Source organism: Urbifossiella limnaea (assembly GCF_007747215.1).
In the GTDB taxonomy this organism is placed as follows: Bacteria; Planctomycetota; Planctomycetia; order Gemmatales; family Gemmataceae; genus Urbifossiella; species Urbifossiella limnaea.
In genome coordinates, this window is record NZ_CP036273.1 from 3,681,830 (window position 1) to 3,701,405 (window position 19,576).

Here is a 19,576-nt window from a genome sequence, read left to right on the forward strand (position 1 = left end):
GCTTGCGGACACGTCTGCGGTCGATCACAAATAACTATCGCTTATCGGCTCCGACGGGGGCCGTCACCATCACCCCGAGGTGTGCCCGTGTTCCGTGTGTTGCTCCCGGCCGTTGTGACCGCGGTGCTCGTCGCCGGCGGCGGGTCGGTCGCTCAAGACGCCAAGAAGGACACGAAGAAGGCCGACCCGGCCCCGAAGGCCAAGGGGTTCCTGCCGCAGAACTACGGCAAGCTGGGCCTCACAGACACGCAGAAGCAGCAGGTTTACGAAGTGCAGGCGAAGTACAACACCGAGATCGACAAGCTCGACGCCAAGATTCGTGAGCTGAAAGCAGCGCGCGACAAGGAGGTGAAGGCCGTCCTGACCCCCGAGCAGAAGAAGCGGCTCGAAGAAATCCTCCTCGGCAAATGACACCGGACCGGCGCAATGGGAATGCAACGCTCCGTCCGCTTCGCCCCCGGCGGCGTCCCTGGGTGGGACGCCGTTTGCGGGCAACTCGCTCGGGTCGGCGTGGTGGTGTCCGTGAAGATGATTGATGGGCTCCCGGCGTTCCCGGACGAGGTGCCGGAACCGGGCTGGAAGGAACTCCGCGTCGGCACTCCGGGTGGAATGGTGACCCTGCGATCCGCCCCGGACGCGGTTACGTGTGTGGTCTGGGGCAACGCGGACGACCGGCTCCGGGCCGACTGGGACACGCTGTGTTGGGCCTGCGCCGCGGCCGGCGGCGGGCAGGTCGAGACGCCCGACGGACTCACTTCCGCTGACGCCTTCGCCCGTTCCGTGGGCTTGAAACCCGCATAACCCGCACACTCGACCCACGCCCCGCCGCCAGCTGGCACTTCGCCGTGACCACCCGCCCGCCCTCTGGCCGATAAGCCCCCCACAGCCCCGCAACCGGTTGCCCTTGTCGGCGCCGCCGGGTTCCGTTAAGTTCCGCCGCCCCGGGGGTTCCGGGGGGGTCCGCGGCTCGTCGGGAAAAGGGCCACACCGTGTCCGTCACCGTCCGACAACTCGCGGAGTGGGTGCGAGGCGAAGTCCTCGGCGACGGCGACCTCGCCGTCGAGGACGCGCGGACGCTCACCGACGCTCGCGCCGGCGACATCACCTTCGTGGACGGCGAGAAGCACGCCGCCGCGTGGCACGCCTCGCCCGCGGCCGCGGCCGTGGCCCCGCCGTCGATCCCAGTCAACGGCCGGCCACTAATCCGCGTCGCCGACCCGCTGCTGGCCTTCGCCGAAATCGTCCGCCACCTTCGCGGCCGGGCGCCGCTCCCGGCCGGCGAGATTCATCCCACTGCTCTCGTCCACCCGACGGCGCGGCTCGGGGAGGGCGTGTCCGTCGGCCCGTTCGCGGTCATCGGCGAGGACTCGGAGATCGGCGCGGGCTCGGTGCTGAGTTCAGGCGTCGTGGTGGGCCGCGGCTGTCGCATCGGGGCGGGGTCGGTGCTGCACCCGCGCGTCGTCCTGTACGACGACTGCGTTCTCGGCGACCGCGTCGTCATCCACGCGAACGCGGTCATCGGCGCGGACGGGTTCGGCTACCGCACGCAGGCCGGCCGGCACGTCAAGGTGCCGCAGCTGGGGTGGGTCGAGATCGAGAACGACGTGGAAATCGGCGCCAGCTCGACGGTGGACCGCGGCACGTTCGGCCCGACGCGGATCGGCACCGGCACGAAGATCGACAACCTGGTGATGGTCGGCCACAACTGCCAGATCGGCCGGCACAACATCCTCGCCGCGCAGGTCGGCGTCGCCGGGTCGAGCGTCACCGGCGAGTACGTGGTGATGGCCGGGCAGGTGGGCGTTGCCGACCACCTCCGGGTCGGCGACCGCACGATTATCGCGGCCAAGAGCGGCGTCCTGAGCGACGTGGCGGCAGACATGCGGGTGCTCGGCTACCCGGCCCGGCCGGACTCGCACATGAAGCGGGTGTGGGTGCTCCTCGACCACCTGCCGGACTGGCGGCGCGACCTGAAGCGTGTCAAGGAACACCTCGGCCTGGGGGACGAGTGACCGGCCTGCGGCTGAACCCGTTCGCCGCCCGCCCGCCGCGCACCGGGCCCGAGCCGGTCGGGCTGCTGGCCTGCGCCGGCCGCTTCCCGATCATCTTCGCCGAGAAGGCGCGCGAGGCCGGCGTGCCGGTCGTGTGCCTCGGCGTCCGGGGGATGGCCGACCCGGTACTGAAGGACCTGTGCGCCGAGTTCCGCTGGATGCCGCGGGCGTCCCTCGGGTTCATGATCCACACGTTCCGCCGCGCCGGCGTCCGCCGGTTCACGATGGCCGGCAAGTTCCACAAGCACCAGCTGCTGAAACCCTGGATGCTCGTGCGCTTCCTCCCCGACTGGCGGATGCTCCGGTTCTGGTTTTTCGGCTCGCGCCGCGCCAACAACGACGACTCCATCCTGCTCGGCCTCATCCAGGAGTTCCGGTCGCACGGCCTGGACTGCGTCTCGCCCCTCGAACTCTGTCCGGAGCTGCTCGTGCGCGAAGGCCTCCTCACCCGCCGCCGGCCGACCGCGAACGAGGAGCTCGACATCCGCGTCGGCTGGGCGCTGGCCCGCGAGATGGGCCGGCTCGACGTGGGGCAGAGCGTCATGATCCGCAACCGGGCCGTCGTCGCCGTCGAGGCCATCGAGGGGACCGACCGCGCCATCCTCCGCGCCGGCGAGCTGTGCGGCGGCACCGGGTTCGTCGTGGTGAAGGTCGCCAAGCCGGCCCAGGACATGCGGTTCGACGTGCCCACCGTCGGTGTGCAGACCATCGAGTCCATGAGGGCCGCGGGCGGCAAGGTGCTGGCGATCGAGGCCGGTAAGACCATCCTGATCGACGAGGCGGAGACGGTGGCACTCGCCGACCGGTACGGCATCGCTGTAACCGCCCTGGCCGAGTCGCCGCCGGGCTGAGTCACGATTTCCCCTTTCCCCGCCGGGCCCGCGGCTCGATAATCCAGCATCCTTCCCGGCTGCCGGCGGTCCCAGCCCGACATGGGTTCCACGACGTTTCTGCTGCCGAACCCCCTGCCGCCGGCGGCCGAGTCACTCTTGCGCCTGGCCTGCGTGGCCGGCGGTTACGACCAGGCGCCGACGCCTACCGCCGTCCGCGTCGAGGGCGACCGTCTAATTCTGTCTCGCGACTCGGCAGAGAGCGGCTTCCTCGTCGTGCCGTGGCCGGTCGGATCGGGCGGCGCGGTGGTGACGACGAGCGCGACCGTCCGCGAGCGGCCCGAGTCCTACCGGCTGCTCACGGAACTGGCCCGCGGCAAGTTGAATCAGCTCCGCACACAGCTCGGCGAGTGGAAAGACATCGGCCTACAAACTCCGCCCGAGTTCGAGGCCGACCTCGCCGACCTGATCCGCCTGTTCGGTCAGGCCGTGTTGGCACCTGACGGCACGGCCGCGGACGATGCCGCGGCGCGTGCCCTGGAGCACGGCTACGTCCTCGCGGACCGGCTTGTGCAGCTGTACGTGGATCAGATGTTCGCCACGCGGCATGAGGACGAGGGGAAGCTCGGCTCGTGGCTCGCCGCCACCACGCCGGTCCCCGTCCCGCCGCCGCTCGTGGCCGAGTTCCGGCGGGCGTTCTCGGCCGTTCGCGTCAGCATCCGCTGGGCCGACATCGAGCCCGAGGAGTCGCGCTACGACTGGGACCGCGTGGACGCCGCCATCACCGCCGCGGAGGAACTGGGTCTACCCGTAGTGTTCGGGCCGGTCATCGACCTGACGCCGGGGATGCTGCCGCCGTGGGCGGCGACCTGGCGCGGCGACATGCCGACCCTGGCCGCGTTCATGTGCGACTACCTGGAGACGATCGTCAACCGGTACAAGGACCGCGTCCGCAGGTGGGTGGTGTGCGGCGGTGTGAACCACGCCGACGGCCTCGGGCTGTCCGACCACGACCGCCTCCGCCTGGCCTCCCGCCTGTTCGAGGCCGCGGCGCAGCTCGACCCCGAACTCGACTTCGCCCTCGGGGTCGCGCAGCCGTTCGGCGACTACCTCGTGAGCGGCGACCAGACCATTACACCGCTCGCGTTCGTGGACGACCTGCTGCGGGCCGGCGCCCGCGTCGGCGGGATCGAGCTCGAACTCCGCACCGGCTCGCTTCCGCGCGGCAGCTTCCCGCGCGACCGGCTCGAAGTGTCGCGGCTGCTCGACCTGTTCGGCATCCTCGGCCCTCCGCTGGACGTGGTGCTGGCGTGCCCCGCCGGGTCGGGGACGGACCCGATCGCGCAGGCTCACGGCGAGGTGATCTGGTCGCCGGCGTGGCGCGGCCCGCCGACGCCGGAGGGCCAGGCCGAGTGGGGCATGGCCGTCGCGGCCCTGGCGCTGTGCAAGCCGCAGGTGCGCTCCGTGACGTGGGACCACTGGGCCGACGTCGAACCGCACCTGACGCCGAACGGCGGACTCTTTGCCGTCAGCGGTCGGGCGAACCCGCTACTCGGCCGGCTCCAGGGGCTGAGGGCGACCCACCTCGAATGACCGACGCGGTGCTTGCGGGGGGGCCGGCCCGCGGCTAGAATTCCCGCGTCCTGTTCCGACTCGCGGCTACACACAATCCACACACCGGCGCGACCGTGCGCCCACGAGACTGAGGCGATGCCCCCAGCCGACGACCCGCGGCCGGCCGACCCCGGCGACCCGCCAGAAGCGGGCGGGCTTCACGCCGTCGGCGGCTACCGGCTGCTGCGGCGCATCGGTGAAGGGGGGATGAGCACCGTCTACCTGAGCTACGACGTGACCGCCCGCCGGCCGGTGGCGGTCAAGCTGCTCGCCGACCACCTCGCCGGCCGACCCGAGTTCGTGAGCCGATTCTACCGCGAGGCCCGGCTCAGTCAGTTCCTCCAGCACCCGAACCTGGTACAGGGCTTCGCCGCGGGCTTCGACACCGGGCCGCGCGTGCACTACCTCGTGCTGGAGTTCGTGGACGGGCCCAGCGCCGACGCCGCCCTCGGCCGCGCGCGTCGGCTCGGCGTGGGGGCCGGCGTCCGCCTCGGCGTGGACATCGCGCGGGCGCTCGGCTTCCTGCACGCCCGCAACCTCGTCCACCGCGACGTGAAGCCGGACAACATCCTGTTCAGCCCCGACGGAGGCGCCAAGCTCGCCGACCTCGGATTGGCCAAGCGGCTGAACGACGACAGCGGCCTGACGGCCGTCAGCCAGGGCGTCGGCACGTCGTACTACATGCCCTACGAGCAGGCGTTGAACGGCTCGCTCGTGGACGCCCGCAGCGACGTGTTCGCCCTCGGGGCCACCATGTACCACCTGCTCACGGGTCAGGTGCCGTTCCCCGGCGCGACGCACGAGGAGATCATCCGCGGCAAGGAGGTCGGCCGGTTCGCCCCGGTCCGCAGCGCGAGCCCGGAAGTGCCCGCGGCCGTGGCCACGGTACTGGAAACCGCCCTCCACCGCGACCCGCGCTCGCGCTACCCCACCGCCGACGAGTTCGGCGCCGCCCTCGCCGCCACCGGCCTGGCAACCCGGGTCCCGTCCTACCCCATCGGCACCGTGCCGCCCGGCGACGGGCCGCACCTCGACGCCCCCACCCGCGTCGATTTCACGTCCGGCCCGCCGCTCGCCGCCGGCAGCTGCCCGTGAACCCCGTCACGTCGGCCCGCCTGCTGCTGGTGCTCGCCGCGGTGCTGTGGAGCCTCGGCAGCCTGTTCGTGCGCTTCCTCCGCGAGCCCACCGCCCTCGGCCTTCACGACCCGCCGCTGACCCCGCTGCAGATCGCGTTCTTCCGCGGTCTCTTCGGCGGCGCCGTGCTGCTCACGATGGTGCGACGGATCGACGTGACGTTTCGCCCGCTGATGGGGGCGATGGTGCTCACGTTCACCGTGATGTGCGGGCTGTACATGTCAGCCCTGAGCCTCGGGCCGGCGGCGAATGCCATCTTCTTGCAGAACACGGCCCCGGTGTGGGTGTACCTGTTCGCCGTGTACGCGCTCGGCGAGGCTGCCAGCCGCCGCGGCTGGCAGGCGGTGCTACTCGGAGGCCTCGGCGCCGTCGTGATTGTCGCGGGGAATTGGCCGCACGACTTGCCGCCGGACGAGCAGCAGACGCAGGTGCTCATCCTCCTCATGGGCGTCGGCAGCGGCCTGTGGTATGCGGGTGTCGTGCTCTTCCTGCGGGTGTTGCGGAACGAGTCCCCGGCGTGGCTCGTATCACTCAACCTCCTCGGCACGTCCGCCACGCTCGGCGTCTACGTGATGCTTCGCTACGGCGTCGGCGGGTTCGTGGACTGGGTGACCGCCCCGACCATGGGGCAACTCGCGCTTCTGGCCGTGTTCGGCGTGGTGCAGATGGCGATGCCATACTGGCTGTTCGCGCGCGGGCTGCGGCACGTGTCGCCGCACGAGGCCGGCATCATCACACTGCTGGAACCGCTCCTGAACCCGTTGTGGGCCTACCTCATCACGCCGGACAAGGACACGCCGACGCCCGCCATGTGGCTCGGCGGCGCGCTCATCCTCGCGGCTCTGGTCTGGCGGTACGTCCCGGACCGACGGGCGGTTCCGTAGGTGATTGCACGCCGCGTCGGCGTGTGGTTCACTGACACTTCGCGCCGCCGACGGCAGGTGGTTCACCAACTTCGGGACTAGCACCATGACTCGCGCGCTGCCGCTGCTTCTCGCCTGTACGCTCGCCGTCAGCGCCCAACCCCCCGCACTGAAGAACGGTGACCCGCGCACACCCGCCGAGGAGCGGGCCACGTTCGAACTCGCCGCCGGCTTCGACATCGACCTCGTGGCGGCCGAGCCCGACGTGGTCGATCCCGTGGCCATGTGCTTCGACGAGAAGGGCCGCATCGTCGTGTGCGAGATGCGCGGTTACCCGAACGGCGGCGTCGGCACCGGCAACGAGACGCGCGGCCGCATCCGTGTCCTGGAGGACCGCGACGGCGACGGCAGGTTCGAGACGGCCACCACGTTTGCCGAGGGGCTGCGCTTCCCGATGGGCGTCACGCCGTGGGACGGCGGCATCGTCGCGGCGGTGGCCCCCGACCTGCTGTACCTCAAGGACACCGACGGCGACGGCAAGGCGGACGTGAAGCGCGTCCTGTACACCGGCTTCAACCTCGCCAACATCCAGCAGATGGTGAACGGCTTGCAGTGGGGGCTGGACAACTGGGTGTACGGCGTGTGCGGGAGCGACGGCGGCGTGGTGAAGTCCGCGGAGAAGGCCGACGCCCCGGAAGTGAACCTCCGCAACCGCGGCTTCCGCTTCCGCCCGTGGCAGCCGGGCAGCCTGGAGCCGACCAGCGGCGGTGGTCAGTACGGCCTCACCGCCGACGAGTACGGTCACTGGTTCACCGCCACGAACAGCCAGCACCTGCGGCAGATCGTGCTGCCGGATCAGTATCTGCGCCGCAACCCGTACCTGGCGGTGACCGCCGTCACGATCGACATCCCCGAGCACGGCGCGGCCGCGAAGGTCTTCCGCGCCAGCTCGTTCGAGGCGTGGCGCGTGGAGCGCACGACCCGCCGCGCCGGAAGCCCCGACGCCAAGCGCTTCCCGACAACGGAGCTTGTGCCCGGTGGCTACATCACGTCCGCGTGCAGCCCGCTGATCTACACCGCCGACCTGTTCCCCGCGCCGTACCGCGGCAACAACTTCGTGTGCGACCCGGCGAACAACCTGATCCACCGCGAGACGTTGCACGGGAAGGGGGCCGTGTTCACCGCGCGGCGGGCCGACGAGAACACGGAGTTCCTGCGGAGCACGGACAACTGGTTCCGCCCGGTCCACCTGACGCTCGGGCCGGACGGGGCGGTGTACGTGCTGGACTTCTACCGCGAGGTGATCGAGACGCCGCTGTCGCTGCCGGACGACATCAAGGCCCGCATGAACCTGGAGAGCCGCGGCCGCGGCCGCATCTGGCGCGTCGCCCCGGCGGGGAACAAGGCCGCGAAGCTGAAAGACGTATCGGGCCTCACGTCGGAACGACTCGTCGACGAGCTGTTCAGCACGAATCCGACGCGGCGGATCACGGCCCAGCGCTTACTGGTCGAGCGCCAGCCGGCCGACGCCGCCGTCGCACTCCGCGAGCGCGTCCCGGCCTCGTTCGAGAAGGCCGGGTACGTGAACCTGTTGTGGACGCTCCACGGCCTCGGGAAGCTCCGGGCGGGGGACGTGTTGCCGGCCCTTGGCAACCCACGGCCGGCTGTTCGCGTGCAAGCGCTGCGGCTGAGCGAGGGCTTTTACGCCGCCGTGTCCGACGTCCGCTTCCTGGCCGGGAAGCAGGCCTCCGACCCGGACCCGCAGGTCCGCTTCCAGGCGGCACTGAGCGCCGGCGAACAACCCCCGGCCGACGCGGCGGCGATTCTCGCGGGGGTTCTCCGGGACAACCCCGGCGACCCGTGGATCCAGACCGCGGCCCTGAGTTCCGCCGCGAACTGCGCCGAGCCGCTCGTCGGTCACCTCTGGGAGGCGAACGACGCCGGCCCGAGCCTGTCGCGCGTCGCCGGGATGGTGGGTGCGAAGGGGGACGCGGCCGCGATCGTCCGCCTCCTCGGCCGCGTCGCCGACGGGCGGAAGGCGGCGGCGGACGCCGCGGTCCTGGACGGGTTGGGGCAGGGGATGCGGAACAGCCCTCGACCGCTGGCGACGTGGTGGGCGACGCCGCCGGCCGGCGCCGAGCCGGTGATGGCCCGCCTCCGCGACCGGTTCCGGACCGCGGGGCAACTCGCCCAGGACGAAGCCGCGGCCGCGCCGGACCGGGCGAGCGCCGCCGTGCTACTCGCCTACGGGCCGTTCGAGCTGGCGGAACACGCACTGCCGCCCGTGCTCGCGCCGACGGCCCCCGGCGACCTCCAACTCGCGGCCGTCCGCACGCTCGCCGCGCACACCAACGCAAAGGTGCCCGACCTGCTGCTCGCTCCGTGGGCGGGGTACTCCCCGGCGGCGCGGCGCGAGGTAGTCGAGGCGCTGCTGGCGCGGCCGGACCGTACCCTCAAGCTGCTCGACGCGATCGGCAAGAATCAGGTGTCGGCAAACGAGCTGGACCCGGCCCGCGTGAAAGCTCTGAAGGCGCACCCGGCCGCGGCCGTGCGGGCAAAGGCCGAGGCGGTGCTGAAGGCGACCGTGAACGCCGACCGGGCGAAGGTGGTCGCCGGGTACGCCGCGGCGCTCGACCTGAAGGGCGACGCGGGGAAGGGGAGGGGGGTGTTCAAGACGCACTGCGCCGCCTGCCACCGGCTCGACGGCGTCGGCGCCGACGTGGGGGCGAACCTGCTGGCGGCGCTGCCGAACAAGTCGGGCGACGACCTGCTCGCCGCGGTGTTCGACCCGAACCGAGAGGTGGACCCGCGGTTCGTCAACTACCAGGCCGTGACCGCCGACGGCCGCACCCTCGGCGGCGTCATCGCGGCCGAGACGCCGACGAGCGTGACGCTACGGCGTGCCGACGGGGCCGAAGACACGGTACTGCGCGCGAACCTGGAGTCGCTGCGATCGACGCGGTTGTCGCTGATGCCGGAGGGGCTGGAGCGGGTGCTAACGCGGCAGGACGTGGCGGACCTGTTCGCTTATCTGCGGGTGGCGGGGAAGTGACGCCACTCGCGGCGTAGCGTCGTAACGCTACGCCGCAAGCGGCGGGTGATTACTCGTACTCGTTCAGCGCCGGCGTCCGCTGGATGTCGGCCAGGTCGGCGACGGCGATCACCGGCAGGTACTGGGTCGAGCCGGGCTGCTGCACGAACCGCACCTCGCCCTTCACCCTCACCCACTCGCCGCTGTTGAACCCGGTCACCGCAGTCCGCGTCAGGATGCGGACCTTCAGCGGCACCGTGTCGGCGGCGCAGCACGTCATCTTCAGCCGGTACAGGCGGAACTCCTTGTCGCCGATGCGGTCGAACCGGCCGACCAGGATGCCGACCTTCCCGCCCAGCGCCTCGCGCTTGCTCTCGTCGTAGGCCGCGTCGTTCAGGTCGTTGAAGCTCAGCACCGAGCCCTCGCCGGTGGCCACGTTGTCGATGGACACGTTGAGCGCCTGGTCGTTCCCGAGCATCTTGGCGATCCGGTCCGCGCTGAACCCGGCGTTCGGCACGCCGATCAGGTAGAGGGCCACCGGGAAGAACAGCACCATCATCCGCGCGAACACCCACGCCAGGTCGTGGCTGTGGCCGTGGTCGTCGTGGCTGTGGTCGTGGTCGTGGTGGGCGTGCACCCGGTCGTCGGCGTGCGCGTGCCCGTGGTCGTGGTCGTGGTCGCACTCCGGGCCGTGCTCGTGCGGGTGGTCGTGGGCGTGCAGGTGAACGGGGTGACCGTGCTGGCAGTCGGGGCCGTGCTCGTGGTGGTGGTGCCCGTGGTGCTGGGGCCCGTGGTCGTGGGCGTGCGTCTGCCCGGCCTCCTGCCACACGGCCACCGCCCGCACCGCGACCACGACCAGCACCGCAATCCCGCCGACCAGCACCGGCAGGCGGAACGACGGGGCGAGGATCAGGTCGAGCTTGCCGTCGCGGTACATCAGCACGCCGACGGCCCCGAGCGCGCCGACGACGAAGATCGTCAGCAGTTGCTCGACGAAGTAGTCGCGGGCGGACTCGCCGTGGTGGTGATGGTCGTGGGCCATGGCGGCCTCCGGGGCGTTGGTCAGGAGCTCGGCGGCAGGCCGGTCCAGCCGTTCATCTGGTAGACGAGGTGCACCGCGTAGCAGTACGCGAGCACCTGCAGGACGACGCACGTGACGATCACGCCGATCAGCCGGGGGCGGAACACGCGGGTGTACATCAGCAGCAGTTTCAGGTCGAGCATCGGCCCGAGTACGAGGAACGCCGTCTTGGCGCTGATGTGCATGTTCGTGAAGCTCGCGGCCACGAAGGCGTCGGCCTCGCTACACAGGCACATCAGCACGGCGAGCCCCATCATCGCGGGGATCGCCAGAAACGGCTGCTCGCGGGACAGGTACTGAATCTGGTCCTGCGTGATGTACAGCTTGGCGACCGCGGCCAGCACCGCCCCGAGGATCAGGAACACGGTGATGTCCACGAAGTCGTGGACGGCCGTGGCCGAGATGTTGCCGAGGCGCTTGCTCAGCGGCTTCCGCGGGGCGGGGGCGTCGGTCACCGGCAGCGACAGCTTCGACTCCGGCGGCAGCGCGACCGGGTTCAGCAGCGCCCGGCCGTGCTTCACCCACAACCCCTGAACCACCAGCCCCGTGACGACGGCGACGACGAACCCCAGCCCGACGCGCAGGCCGAGCACCTCGGGGCCGATCTTGTGCGGCCAGAACGCGACGCCGGTGCTGAACATGACGACGGGGTTGATGATCGGCCCGGCGAGCATGTAGGCGACGCAGCACGACAGCGGCAGCCCCTTGCGGAGAAGTCGCCGCATCACGACGAGGATGCCGCACTCGCACATCGGGAAGACGAGCCCGATGACGGCCCCGATCATGACCGCCGGCACGACCGACTTCGGCAGGTACTTGGTGATCGCCTGCTGCGGCAGGAACTCTTCGAGAATCCCGGCGACGACCGCCCCCAGGATGATGAACGGCATCGCCTCCCAAAGGATGGAGGAGAAGGTGAGGATGAAGTCGAGGATGTCCTTCACCGCGTCTCCGCCGGCAGGGCAGGGGGGCTATCGAAGGTACGCCGGCGGACGCCGGCGGGTTCGTGGTGGCATTCTATCAGGCGGGGCGAAGCGGCCGGTTCTTCAGCCCGCCGGCGAGCACGGAGAGGAAGAAGCACCCGACGCTGACTACGACTATGGTACCGCTCGGGCCGAACTTGACACCGCCGCCGATCGGCACGGTGACGGCGGTGCTAAGGTAGAAGCCGAGGAGCCCGGACCCGACGCAGACGGCGAGCGTGAGCCAGAACAGCTGCCGGAGGTTCCGCGACACGTTCGCCGCGGCCGCGGCGGGGACGACGAGCAGGGCGTTGATGAGGAGCGCCCCCACGGCCTTGATCGACAGGTTCACGACGAGCGCCAGCAGCACGATGAACAGGTAGTTGTTCACCCGCAGGCTGATGCGGCGGGTGCGGGCCAGGCTCGGGCTGAAGCTGGCGAACACGAGGTCGTTGTACCGCCGGGCGAACAGAACGCCGACGACCACGACCAACACCATCAGGTACACCAGGTCCGCCTCCGGGACGAACAGCAGCGACCCGAACAGGAACGCCTCCGGGTTAAACGTGCTCTTCTCCTGCAACACGCGGAACAACATCGCCCCGAAGCCGATGCTCAGGGCGAAGAACACCCCGATGACGGTGTCCGCCGCAAGGCTGGTGCGCTCCCGAATGTACACGATCGCGGCGCCGACGGCGGCGCCGAACAGCACCATCACGAGCGGCACGAGCCAGCCCATCGTGTCGGGGTCGCGGCCGGCCCCGGCGGCGATGGCCGTGAGCGACCCGAGGGCGACGCCGGCGAACGCCGAGTGCGCCATCGCGTCCGAGAAGAAGGCCATGCGGTTGCCGACGACGAGCGCCCCGACGGTGCCGCAGAGGAGGCATACGAGCAGGATGGCGAGCACGCCCTTCACGATGAACAGTTCGGTGCCGAGGGCGTCGGCGGCGGCGGCGATCAGGTCGGCCATCCAGGCGGCGGGCATCTCGTCTCCGGACGGGGGCGTCGGTCGAGGCAGGGTGCTGAGGTAAAGTACCGGAACGGCACCGGCCGCGACAGCCGCTTGCGGGCAACAAGCGCCAGGTCTATGTTGGGGCGTTAGGCGGACCGGCTGGTCCGGACCATCGTGTTAGGTCTGGTCCGGCTAATTACTCGTTCGGCGGTGTCACGTGATGCGGGGTCTTGCGCCACTTCTCGTCGGCGCGTTCACCGGGGCAGTCCTGTGGGCTGTCACGGGGTTCTTCGTCACCTCGGCCGCGGACTTGTCCGGGTACTGCTGCGCCCAAGTGACGCGCGGGTTGCTGGTGCCGGGGGCGGCAGTCGGCGGGCTCCTCTTCCTCGTAGCCGCACTGGTGTGCCCGCCAGGGCGGGCCGAAGCATCATCGCTCGCATTGGGCATGATGGGCGGCGCGGTGCTCGGGCTGATGGTCGGGATAATCGCAGACATCCTGATGGGGATGGCGAGCACCGGCATCTTGCCCTCATACACGCTCGCATTGGCGGGGACATCCGCGGTGACGGGGGCGGGCGCCGCGTGGTTCGGGGGGTGGCTGACGACCGAGCGCTCACGGCAGCGCTCGCCCAGAGTGGCGGACGGAGTAGAGGGCAGCGCCGACCCCGGCGCGGCAGCAGACCGCGGAGTCGGTGGCGATTCGTGATTCTCGGCAGCCGTGAGCCGCGGCTGCCGCGGTAACTGTTCAACCCACCCCACGGGACGCTTACCCGCCTCCGAGCCGCGACGCGGCGCGGGCCAGCAGCGCCATCGCGGCGGCCGCCTCGGCGGGGGTGATGGTCAGCGGCGGCGAGATCCGCACCACCTTCTTCGCCAGCGGGCCGAGGAGGTGGACGCCGTCGCCGCCGCGGCCGTCGCCCAGGTACGCGGCCAGAACGAAGCCGTTCGCCCACTCCGCCGCCGACTTGCCGCCGTGGTCCGCGAACTCGACGCCCCACACCATCCCGCCGGCCTCGCCGCGGACGTGCGCCACGAACGGGTGAGCCTTTAGCGCCACCAGCCCGCGCTCGATCAGCGCGGACGGCTCCTTCATCGCGGCGATCACGTCCCGCGCCTCAAACTCGTCTAGCGTCGCCAGCACGGCGGCGCAGTTCAGCGGGTTGGCGCTCCACGTGTCAGACCCTTCGCCGTAGTCGAGCGCCCCGAACACGTCCGCCCGGCCGACCGCGGCCGCGACCGGCACGCCGTTGCCTAGCCCCTTCCCGAGCACCACCAGGTCGGGCTCCAGGCCGTAAGTGCTGTACGCGAACATGCTGCCGGTGCGGCCGAAGTTCGCCTGCACCTCGTCGAGGATGAACAGCACGTCGTTGGCCCGGCACCAGCGCTGGAGGAACTGCAGGTACTCCTTCGGCGGGTGGTACGAGCCGCCGCCGCCGAGGTACGGCTCGGTGATCAGCGTGCCGATCCGCCGGCCGAACTGGTGGAGGAGGGCGGCCAACTCCTTCTCGTAGGGGGCCGTGTCGAACGGCTCGCCGCGCTGCGCCACGTCGCGGCACTCGGCCGTCGGAAAGGTGATGAACTTCACGCGCGGGTCGCGCTCGGCGTCGGCCTCGCTGCCGGTCACGGCGTTGGCCAGCCCCTTCTTGCCGTGGAAGCCGTAGCGCGTGGCCAGGATCATGGGCCGGGTGCGGTCGCGGGCGTGGGTCGCCCACAGCGCCTTCTGAATGGCCTCCGAGCCGGACGCCGCCCACATCACTTGTTCCATCCGCCCGCCGCCCGGCTCGGCCCGCAGCGCCGCAATGAGGCGGCGGCTGGCCTCGGCCTCGATCGGCGTCACCGCGTTGTACGCAGTCATGGCCACGGCCGGGAAGTAATCCGGCCCGGCGTCGAAGGCGCCGGCCCCCTTCCCCGCGGCGGGCCAGCCCATGTAGTCGAAGAATCGCTGCGTCCAGCGCACGGGGTTGTGGCCGAGGTTGGCGACGAGCACGCCGGAGGAGAAGTCGAACAGGCGGCGGCCTTCTGGGGTCCAGTGGTAGACGCCGGCGCTCCTGGCGAGCACGGCCTGCGACGGGGTGAACGTGCGGAGCGACCGCGGCTCAACGGCGGCGGCGGCGGCGCGGGCGGCGTTGGACGCGGGTTCGGCGGGGTGTTCGATCGGCGGCATGTCAGGCGTCCGGGGGCGGGGTGACCCGAAGGTATTCGGGCGGCACGGCGTCGGCGAGCCAGACGCCGTTGGCGGCCCTGTAGAAGGTGTACCCGGCGGCCCGCATCGCGGCCGCATTCACTTCGAGGACGACGAGCCGGCCGTGCCGCGTCCCGACCTTCGCGGCGGTGGCCGTGTCGGCGGACAGGTGGACGTGGTGGCGCGCCATCTTCAGCAGGCCGTCGCCGCGGATGGCGTCGAGAAACCGGTCGGCGGTGCCGTGGTACAGCACGGCCGGCGGCTCGGCGGGTTCGAGTTGCAGGTCGACATCGGCGGAATGGCCCTGGTTCGCGCGGACCTTCGTCCCGGTCGTGTCGAGGGCGAAGCGCTGCTTGTCGTTGCTGCGGACGACCTCGTCGAGGTCTTCGGGCGTCATCGGGAAGCCGACGCGGGCGGCGCCGGCGATCAGGTCGGCGACCGGAACCCAGCCGCCGGGTTCGAGCGTGAGTCCCAGGCCCGCCGGTTGGTGCCGGAGGTGGAGGCTCAGGAACTTGCTGAGGCGGACGAGGCGCTTCCGGTCCACGGCGGGCCTGGTGTGTGGGGCGGACTCAGACCCGCCCGGGGTAGAGGACTTCGGGGGTCGCGCTGCCCGGCGCGTAGAGGACAAGCCCGCCCTCGGGTTGGTTCACCTTCACGACGCAACCTGGGCGGCCGGCCGCGGCGTGCTTCAGTACGGCTTCTGAGGCCTGAACGACGGCGACGACGTTGCGGTCGGCGCTCAGGTCGTCGTAGGCGAGCGCCTGCATGGCCGCGAGCCGCTGCGGTCGTTCCGCCGGCGACCCGCCAAACTCGACGGTGGCGACCTCCCGGAAGAACCGCTCGATGACCTCGATGCCGTAGCCGCGCTGGGACCGCTCGCCCCACGGTTCGAGGAACGTGCCATTGTAGTGGTAGTTGGGGGTGTTCTTCATGTCGTGCGGGGTGCGGCCCTCGACCGTGAGCTCGACGCCGCGCTTGCGCTGGTGGGCGGCCCAGACGGCGTTGTCGAAGCGGAACTGGACCTCCTGCTCGACGTACCCCGGGAAGTTATCGGGCGTGACCCAGCTGGTGTGGATGTCGAACGCGGCCTCGCGGGAGTCCGGGTGGTGGTACACGACCTGAAGCTGCACCGAGTCCCACGTGGGGCCGTCGGCCGGGCCGACGATTCCACGCTGGCCGGTGGCGGTGATCCGGGCGAGGTCCCAGTCCGGGCCAAAGGTGAAGTCGATGAGTTTGAGGTAGTGGACGGCGACGTAGGTTGACGGGTTCCGGCCGGTGATCCATTCCGCGAACTGCCCGCCGCTGATGGACTTCGGTTCGAGGAGCGAGCAGTAGCCGTTGTTGACGTGCCGCAGCACGCCGTCCTGATAAAGCGTGCGGAGTTTCTTGTGGTCGGGGTCCGCGAGCTTGTGGTAGACGACTTTGGCGAGGGCGCCGGTTCTCGCGGCCGTGGCGACGAGTTCGTCCAGTTCGGTGAGGCTGAGGACGGAGGGTTTTTCGATCAGAGTGTGTTTGCCGGCGGCGAGGGCGGCGCGGGCGGCGGCGAAGTGGCGGTCGTCCGGGCTGGCGACGCACACGGCCCGGACCGGCGACCGGGCGAGTCGCTCGGCCGCGTCGTCTCCCACGAGGTTGTCGAAGGCGTCGGGGGGCGTTCCGGTGTCGCGGAGGAAGCGGGCGACGCGGGCGCCGGTCCTGGTGGCTGCGGCGGTGAGGCGGACACGGACCGGGCCGGTTGCCGGGAGGAAGAGCGGCGACCGGGCGAGGGCGTCGAAGCACGGGCGGTACGTCTCGTCGACGATCATACCGAAGCCGACGAGGCCGACGTCGAGGCTCGGGGCGGCGGGATTCGCAAGGATTTCAGGCATATCCGCAAGGTACGCGGGCCGGCGACCGGCGTCCACAAGCCGCGGCGGTTTTCAATACATAATATACATTATCGGACGTTGTATGCGGACGTGCGGAACGGGCTGTACTTCCGCCGCGACCGATAATCAACCTTATGTTGTGAAACCGCCGGCCCGACCGGGCCGGCGTTCAGCCCAGAACGCCCATCGAGCGGAACTTCGCGTACCGGGACTGGAGGAGTTGGGGCGACGGCTGCGCCGCCAGCTCGCGGAGTTGCTTCGTCAGGTAGCCCTTGAGCGTACTGCCGGCGTCGCGCGGGTTGCGGTGCGCCCCGCCGACCGGCTCCGCGATCACGTGGTCAATCACCCCCAGCCGTTGCAAGTCGGCCGCCGTCAGCCGCAGCGCGTCGGCGGCCTTCGGCTTCGTCGCGTCCGTCGCCACCTTCCACAGAATGCCGGCGCATCCCTCGGGGCTGATCACCGAGTAGTACGCGTGCTGGAGCATCGCCACCCTGTCGCCCACGCCGATCCCCAACGCCCCGCCCGAGCCGCCCTCGCCGATCACCACACAGACAATTGGCGTCGGCAACCGGGACATTTCCAGAATGCTCGTGGCGATCAGCTGCGACTGGCCGCGCTCCTCCGCCCCGATACCCGGGAACGCCCCCGGCGTGTCGATCAGGCACACCACCGGCACGCGGTACTTCGCCGCCAGCTTCATCTTCGCCAGCGCCTTCCGGTAGCCCTCCGGGTGCGCGCAGCCGAAGTAGCACTGGGTCCGCTCGGCCGTCGTCTTCCCCTTCTGGTGGCCGATCAGCATGACCTTGTGGTCGCCGATTCGCGCGAACCCGGCTCGGATGGCCCGGTCGTCGCCGATGGCCCGGTCGCCGTGCAACTCCACGAACTCGTCGCAGATCAGGCCGATGTAGTCGAGGGTTTGCGGCCGCTGCGGGTGCCGCGACACCAGAACAGTTTCCCACGCACTCAGGGTCGAGTACCGCTCCCGGAGCAACGCCACGACCTCGCGGCGCATCTTCTTCAGGACTTCGGCCCCGCCTGGTGTGGCGGCCCCGCCCTCGAGCCGGGCCAGCGCTTGTTCCAGTTCGTGGATGTCGTGCTCGAACGGCAGCGGGTCGGGGACCATCGGGCGGCAACCTCGGGCGGCTGGGGGGCGTGCGACGGCAGGCTGTTACCCCTCGTCTTCGACCTTCTCGTCCTTGTAAATCTTCACCTTCCGCAGGGCGATGAGGAACTCGTGGAAGCCGGCGAACCGGTCCTCGCGTTTTTTCGCCAGCATCTTCAGCACGATCTGCCCGAACTCGTCGGTGAGCTCCTTGTTGTAGTTCACCGGGCTCTGCGGCTTCTCGGTGAAGTGCTTCGTCAGCAGTTCCTGCTCGGTCATCCCCACGAACGGCTTCCGGCCGGTAGTCAACTCGAACAGGGTCACCCCGTAGCTGTACAGGTCGGCCCGGCCGTCCAGCGGCTGCTTTAGGATCTGCTCCGGGCTCATGTAGCTCTTCGTGCCGCCGACGCGCTCCTTCTTCCCCAGCAACTTGCCGAGCAAGCCGGACAGGCCGCCGCCCTGCTTCGCCTTCGTGGTCAGGGCGAAGTCGATGATCTTCGTGTCGCCCATGCTGTTGACCAGGATGTTGTCCGGCTTCACGTCGCGGTGGACGTAGCCCATGGCGTTCATGTACGCCAGGCCCGTCGCCGCCTCGCGGAAGATTTTGCGGGCGTGCTCCTTGATGAACTTCGTGTCCTTCGCCTGCAGCCGCAGCCGGAGCGAGCCGGACGGGAAGAACTCCATCACGAAGAACGGCCGCTCCTTCGACCGCTCCACCTTGTGGATGCGGATGACGTTCGCGTGCGCCATCTTCACGCCGACCTCGGCGTCGTTGAACAGCTCGGCGCGGGCCTCGGGCTCGGTCGCCGCCTCGGGCAGCAGCACCTTCATGGCGAAGTGCCGGTTCGACCGCGTCTCCACGACCTCGAACACCTGCGACTTCTGCCCCGTCTGGAGCAGCGTGCGCAGGCGGTAGCCGCCGATGACCTCGTTGATGTCGGCCACGCCGCCCCCTCACCAGTACTCTTCGAAGTGGACGTTGCCCTTGAACTTCAGCGCCGACACGTCCGCCTGGAAGCCGCGCTTCTCGAGCACCTCGATCACCCCGACCGGCTCCGGGTACGTCTTGGCGCCGGTCTCCTTGTCGCGGTGCGGCACGCCGATCATCTTCGGGTTGCCGCACAGGAACACGTGCGTCTTGCCGGGGTCGAGCGCCTCCCCGAGCTGCTCCTCCAGTTCGCCGCCGGCGATCACGTCCTGGATGTACGTCTTCTTGGTGACGGTCGCCTCGCGGGTCGTCAGCGGCAGGTACTTGTAGTTCGGGAACTGCGTCATCAGGCGGCGGTGAGTTTCCAGGTAGCCCAGGTCGCGGGCGTAGCGGACGCACGACGCCGACAGCACCTTCCCGGTGTGCCCGCGCCGCAGCAACTCCCACACCATGTAGTTGTGCGGCGCCTCGCCGGTGCCGGTGCCCAGGAACAACACCGTGTCGCCGGGCTTCACCGGGTCGAGCGTGTACACGCCGGTGATCTTCTCGCCGACGTTGAGCCGGTCGCCCTCGCCCAGGGCGAACAGCCGCGGCGTGAGCGCCGGCACCCGGCCGTCGGCGTTCTCGCGCACCAGCACGATGTAGAATTCGAGGTAGTCCGTACTCGGCACGTCCACCAACTCGCCGGCGTCGGTCAGGATCGAGTTGCTGATCGAGTACGCCCGGCGGACCACCTTGGTCTGTTCCTCGGGCGTCAGCGTCTCGACCTGGCATCCGTCGGCGCGGGCCTCCCAGTAGCCGAGGCCGAGCGAGCAGTACTGGCCGGGCTTGTGCGCGGGGCGAACGAAGTCCGGCTTCACCCGCAGGACCATCAGGTCGGAGTGAACCTTCCGGACGTATGTCACGGTGCCGTTGTAGCGCTTCTGGCGGAGGTCGGTGATGTGGTCGGGCGTCAGCACGGCGGCCTCGGGGGCGGACAAA

18 protein-coding genes are annotated in these 19,576 nt (G+C 70.2%); 9 read left to right on the plus strand and 9 right to left on the minus strand.

Going from position 1 to position 19,576, the window contains the following annotated elements:
* The first annotated feature begins 87 nt into the window (after positions 1-87).
* From ETAA1_RS15100 to ETAA1_RS15135, 8 genes are all read left to right on the plus strand, one after another.
* Entirely contained in the window at positions 88-411 is a 324-nt protein-coding gene (locus ETAA1_RS15100; protein WP_145239822.1) for a hypothetical protein, read from the plus strand.
* A gap of 21 nt (positions 412-432) precedes the next feature.
* The gene (locus ETAA1_RS15105) at positions 433-801 is read left to right on the plus strand and encodes a hypothetical protein (RefSeq protein WP_145239824.1); all 369 of its coding nucleotides are present in this window, start codon (positions 433-435) and stop codon (positions 799-801) included.
* Positions 802-989: 188 nt separating this feature from the next.
* A complete protein-coding gene (gene lpxD, locus ETAA1_RS15110; RefSeq protein WP_145239826.1) occupies positions 990-2,012 on the plus strand; it encodes a UDP-3-O-(3-hydroxymyristoyl)glucosamine N-acyltransferase in 1,023 nt (340 codons plus the stop codon).
* Entirely contained in the window at positions 2,009-2,902 is an 894-nt protein-coding gene (locus ETAA1_RS15115) for an LpxI family protein (protein WP_238389448.1), read from the plus strand. The genes lpxD and ETAA1_RS15115 overlap by 4 nt, the downstream gene beginning before the upstream one ends.
* Positions 2,903-2,983: 81 nt before the next feature.
* Positions 2,984-4,474 (plus strand): endo-1,4-beta-xylanase, encoded by a 1,491-nt coding sequence (locus ETAA1_RS15120; protein WP_145239828.1) that lies wholly within the window; start codon positions 2,984-2,986, stop codon positions 4,472-4,474.
* A 117-nt stretch (positions 4,475-4,591) separates the two neighbouring features.
* On the plus strand, positions 4,592-5,590 hold the full coding sequence (locus tag ETAA1_RS15125; protein ID WP_145239830.1) for a serine/threonine-protein kinase: 999 nt from the start codon (positions 4,592-4,594) through the stop codon (positions 5,588-5,590).
* Complete coding sequence (locus ETAA1_RS15130) at positions 5,587-6,513, plus strand: DMT family transporter (protein WP_145239831.1); 927 nt, start codon at positions 5,587-5,589, stop codon at positions 6,511-6,513. The genes ETAA1_RS15125 and ETAA1_RS15130 overlap by 4 nt, the downstream gene beginning before the upstream one ends.
* An 85-nt stretch (positions 6,514-6,598) precedes the next feature.
* A complete protein-coding gene (locus ETAA1_RS15135) occupies positions 6,599-9,544 on the plus strand; it encodes a PVC-type heme-binding CxxCH protein (protein WP_145239832.1) in 2,946 nt (981 codons plus the stop codon).
* Between the two features lie 49 nt (positions 9,545-9,593).
* Here the strand turns inward: ETAA1_RS15135 and ETAA1_RS31955 are convergent, their stop codons facing one another.
* The 3 genes from ETAA1_RS31955 to ETAA1_RS15155 form a co-directional block, all read right to left on the minus strand.
* Positions 9,594-10,565, minus strand: coding sequence for a TIGR03943 family putative permease subunit (locus tag ETAA1_RS31955; RefSeq protein ID WP_202920914.1), 972 nt, complete (start codon positions 10,563-10,565; stop codon positions 9,594-9,596).
* Positions 10,566-10,585: 20 nt separating this feature from the next.
* Positions 10,586-11,548 (minus strand): permease, encoded by a 963-nt coding sequence (locus ETAA1_RS15150; protein WP_145239834.1) that lies wholly within the window; start codon positions 11,546-11,548, stop codon positions 10,586-10,588.
* Between the two features lie 76 nt (positions 11,549-11,624).
* On the minus strand, positions 11,625-12,551 hold the full coding sequence (locus ETAA1_RS15155) for a metal ABC transporter permease (protein ID WP_145239836.1): 927 nt from the start codon (positions 12,549-12,551) through the stop codon (positions 11,625-11,627).
* 187 nt (positions 12,552-12,738) lie between these two features.
* On the opposite strand from ETAA1_RS15155, the gene ETAA1_RS32890 reads away from it, so the two are divergent.
* Positions 12,739-13,224, plus strand: coding sequence for a hypothetical protein (locus tag ETAA1_RS32890; RefSeq protein ID WP_145239838.1), 486 nt, complete (start codon positions 12,739-12,741; stop codon positions 13,222-13,224).
* A gap of 60 nt (positions 13,225-13,284) precedes the next feature.
* Here the strand turns inward: ETAA1_RS32890 and ETAA1_RS15165 are convergent, their stop codons facing one another.
* The 6 genes from ETAA1_RS15165 to ETAA1_RS15190 all read right to left on the minus strand — a co-directional run bounded on the left by ETAA1_RS15165 (position 13,285) and on the right by ETAA1_RS15190 (position 19,554).
* Positions 13,285-14,682 carry an aminotransferase class III-fold pyridoxal phosphate-dependent enzyme gene (locus ETAA1_RS15165; protein ID WP_145239840.1) on the minus strand — a complete coding sequence of 466 codons (1,398 nt, stop codon included), beginning with the start codon at positions 14,680-14,682 and terminating at the stop codon, positions 13,285-13,287.
* A 1-nt stretch (position 14,683) separates the two neighbouring features.
* Positions 14,684-15,244, minus strand: a complete 561-nt coding sequence (locus ETAA1_RS15170) for an RNA 2'-phosphotransferase (RefSeq protein ID WP_145239842.1) — start codon at positions 15,242-15,244, stop codon at positions 14,684-14,686.
* 25 nt (positions 15,245-15,269) lie between these two features.
* Positions 15,270-16,565, minus strand: coding sequence for a Gfo/Idh/MocA family protein (locus ETAA1_RS15175; protein ID WP_145239844.1), 1,296 nt, complete (start codon positions 16,563-16,565; stop codon positions 15,270-15,272).
* A gap of 169 nt (positions 16,566-16,734) precedes the next feature.
* On the minus strand, positions 16,735-17,688 hold the full coding sequence (locus tag ETAA1_RS15180; RefSeq protein ID WP_145239846.1) for an acetyl-CoA carboxylase carboxyltransferase subunit alpha: 954 nt from the start codon (positions 17,686-17,688) through the stop codon (positions 16,735-16,737).
* Positions 17,689-17,733: 45 nt separating this feature from the next.
* On the minus strand, positions 17,734-18,612 hold the full coding sequence (locus ETAA1_RS15185) for a serine/threonine protein kinase (RefSeq protein ID WP_145239848.1): 879 nt from the start codon (positions 18,610-18,612) through the stop codon (positions 17,734-17,736).
* A gap of 9 nt (positions 18,613-18,621) precedes the next feature.
* Positions 18,622-19,554: a ferredoxin--NADP reductase gene (locus ETAA1_RS15190; protein WP_238389449.1), complete on the minus strand. Its 933-nt coding sequence runs from the start codon at positions 19,552-19,554 to the stop codon at positions 18,622-18,624.
* Positions 19,555-19,576 lie beyond the last annotated feature (22 nt).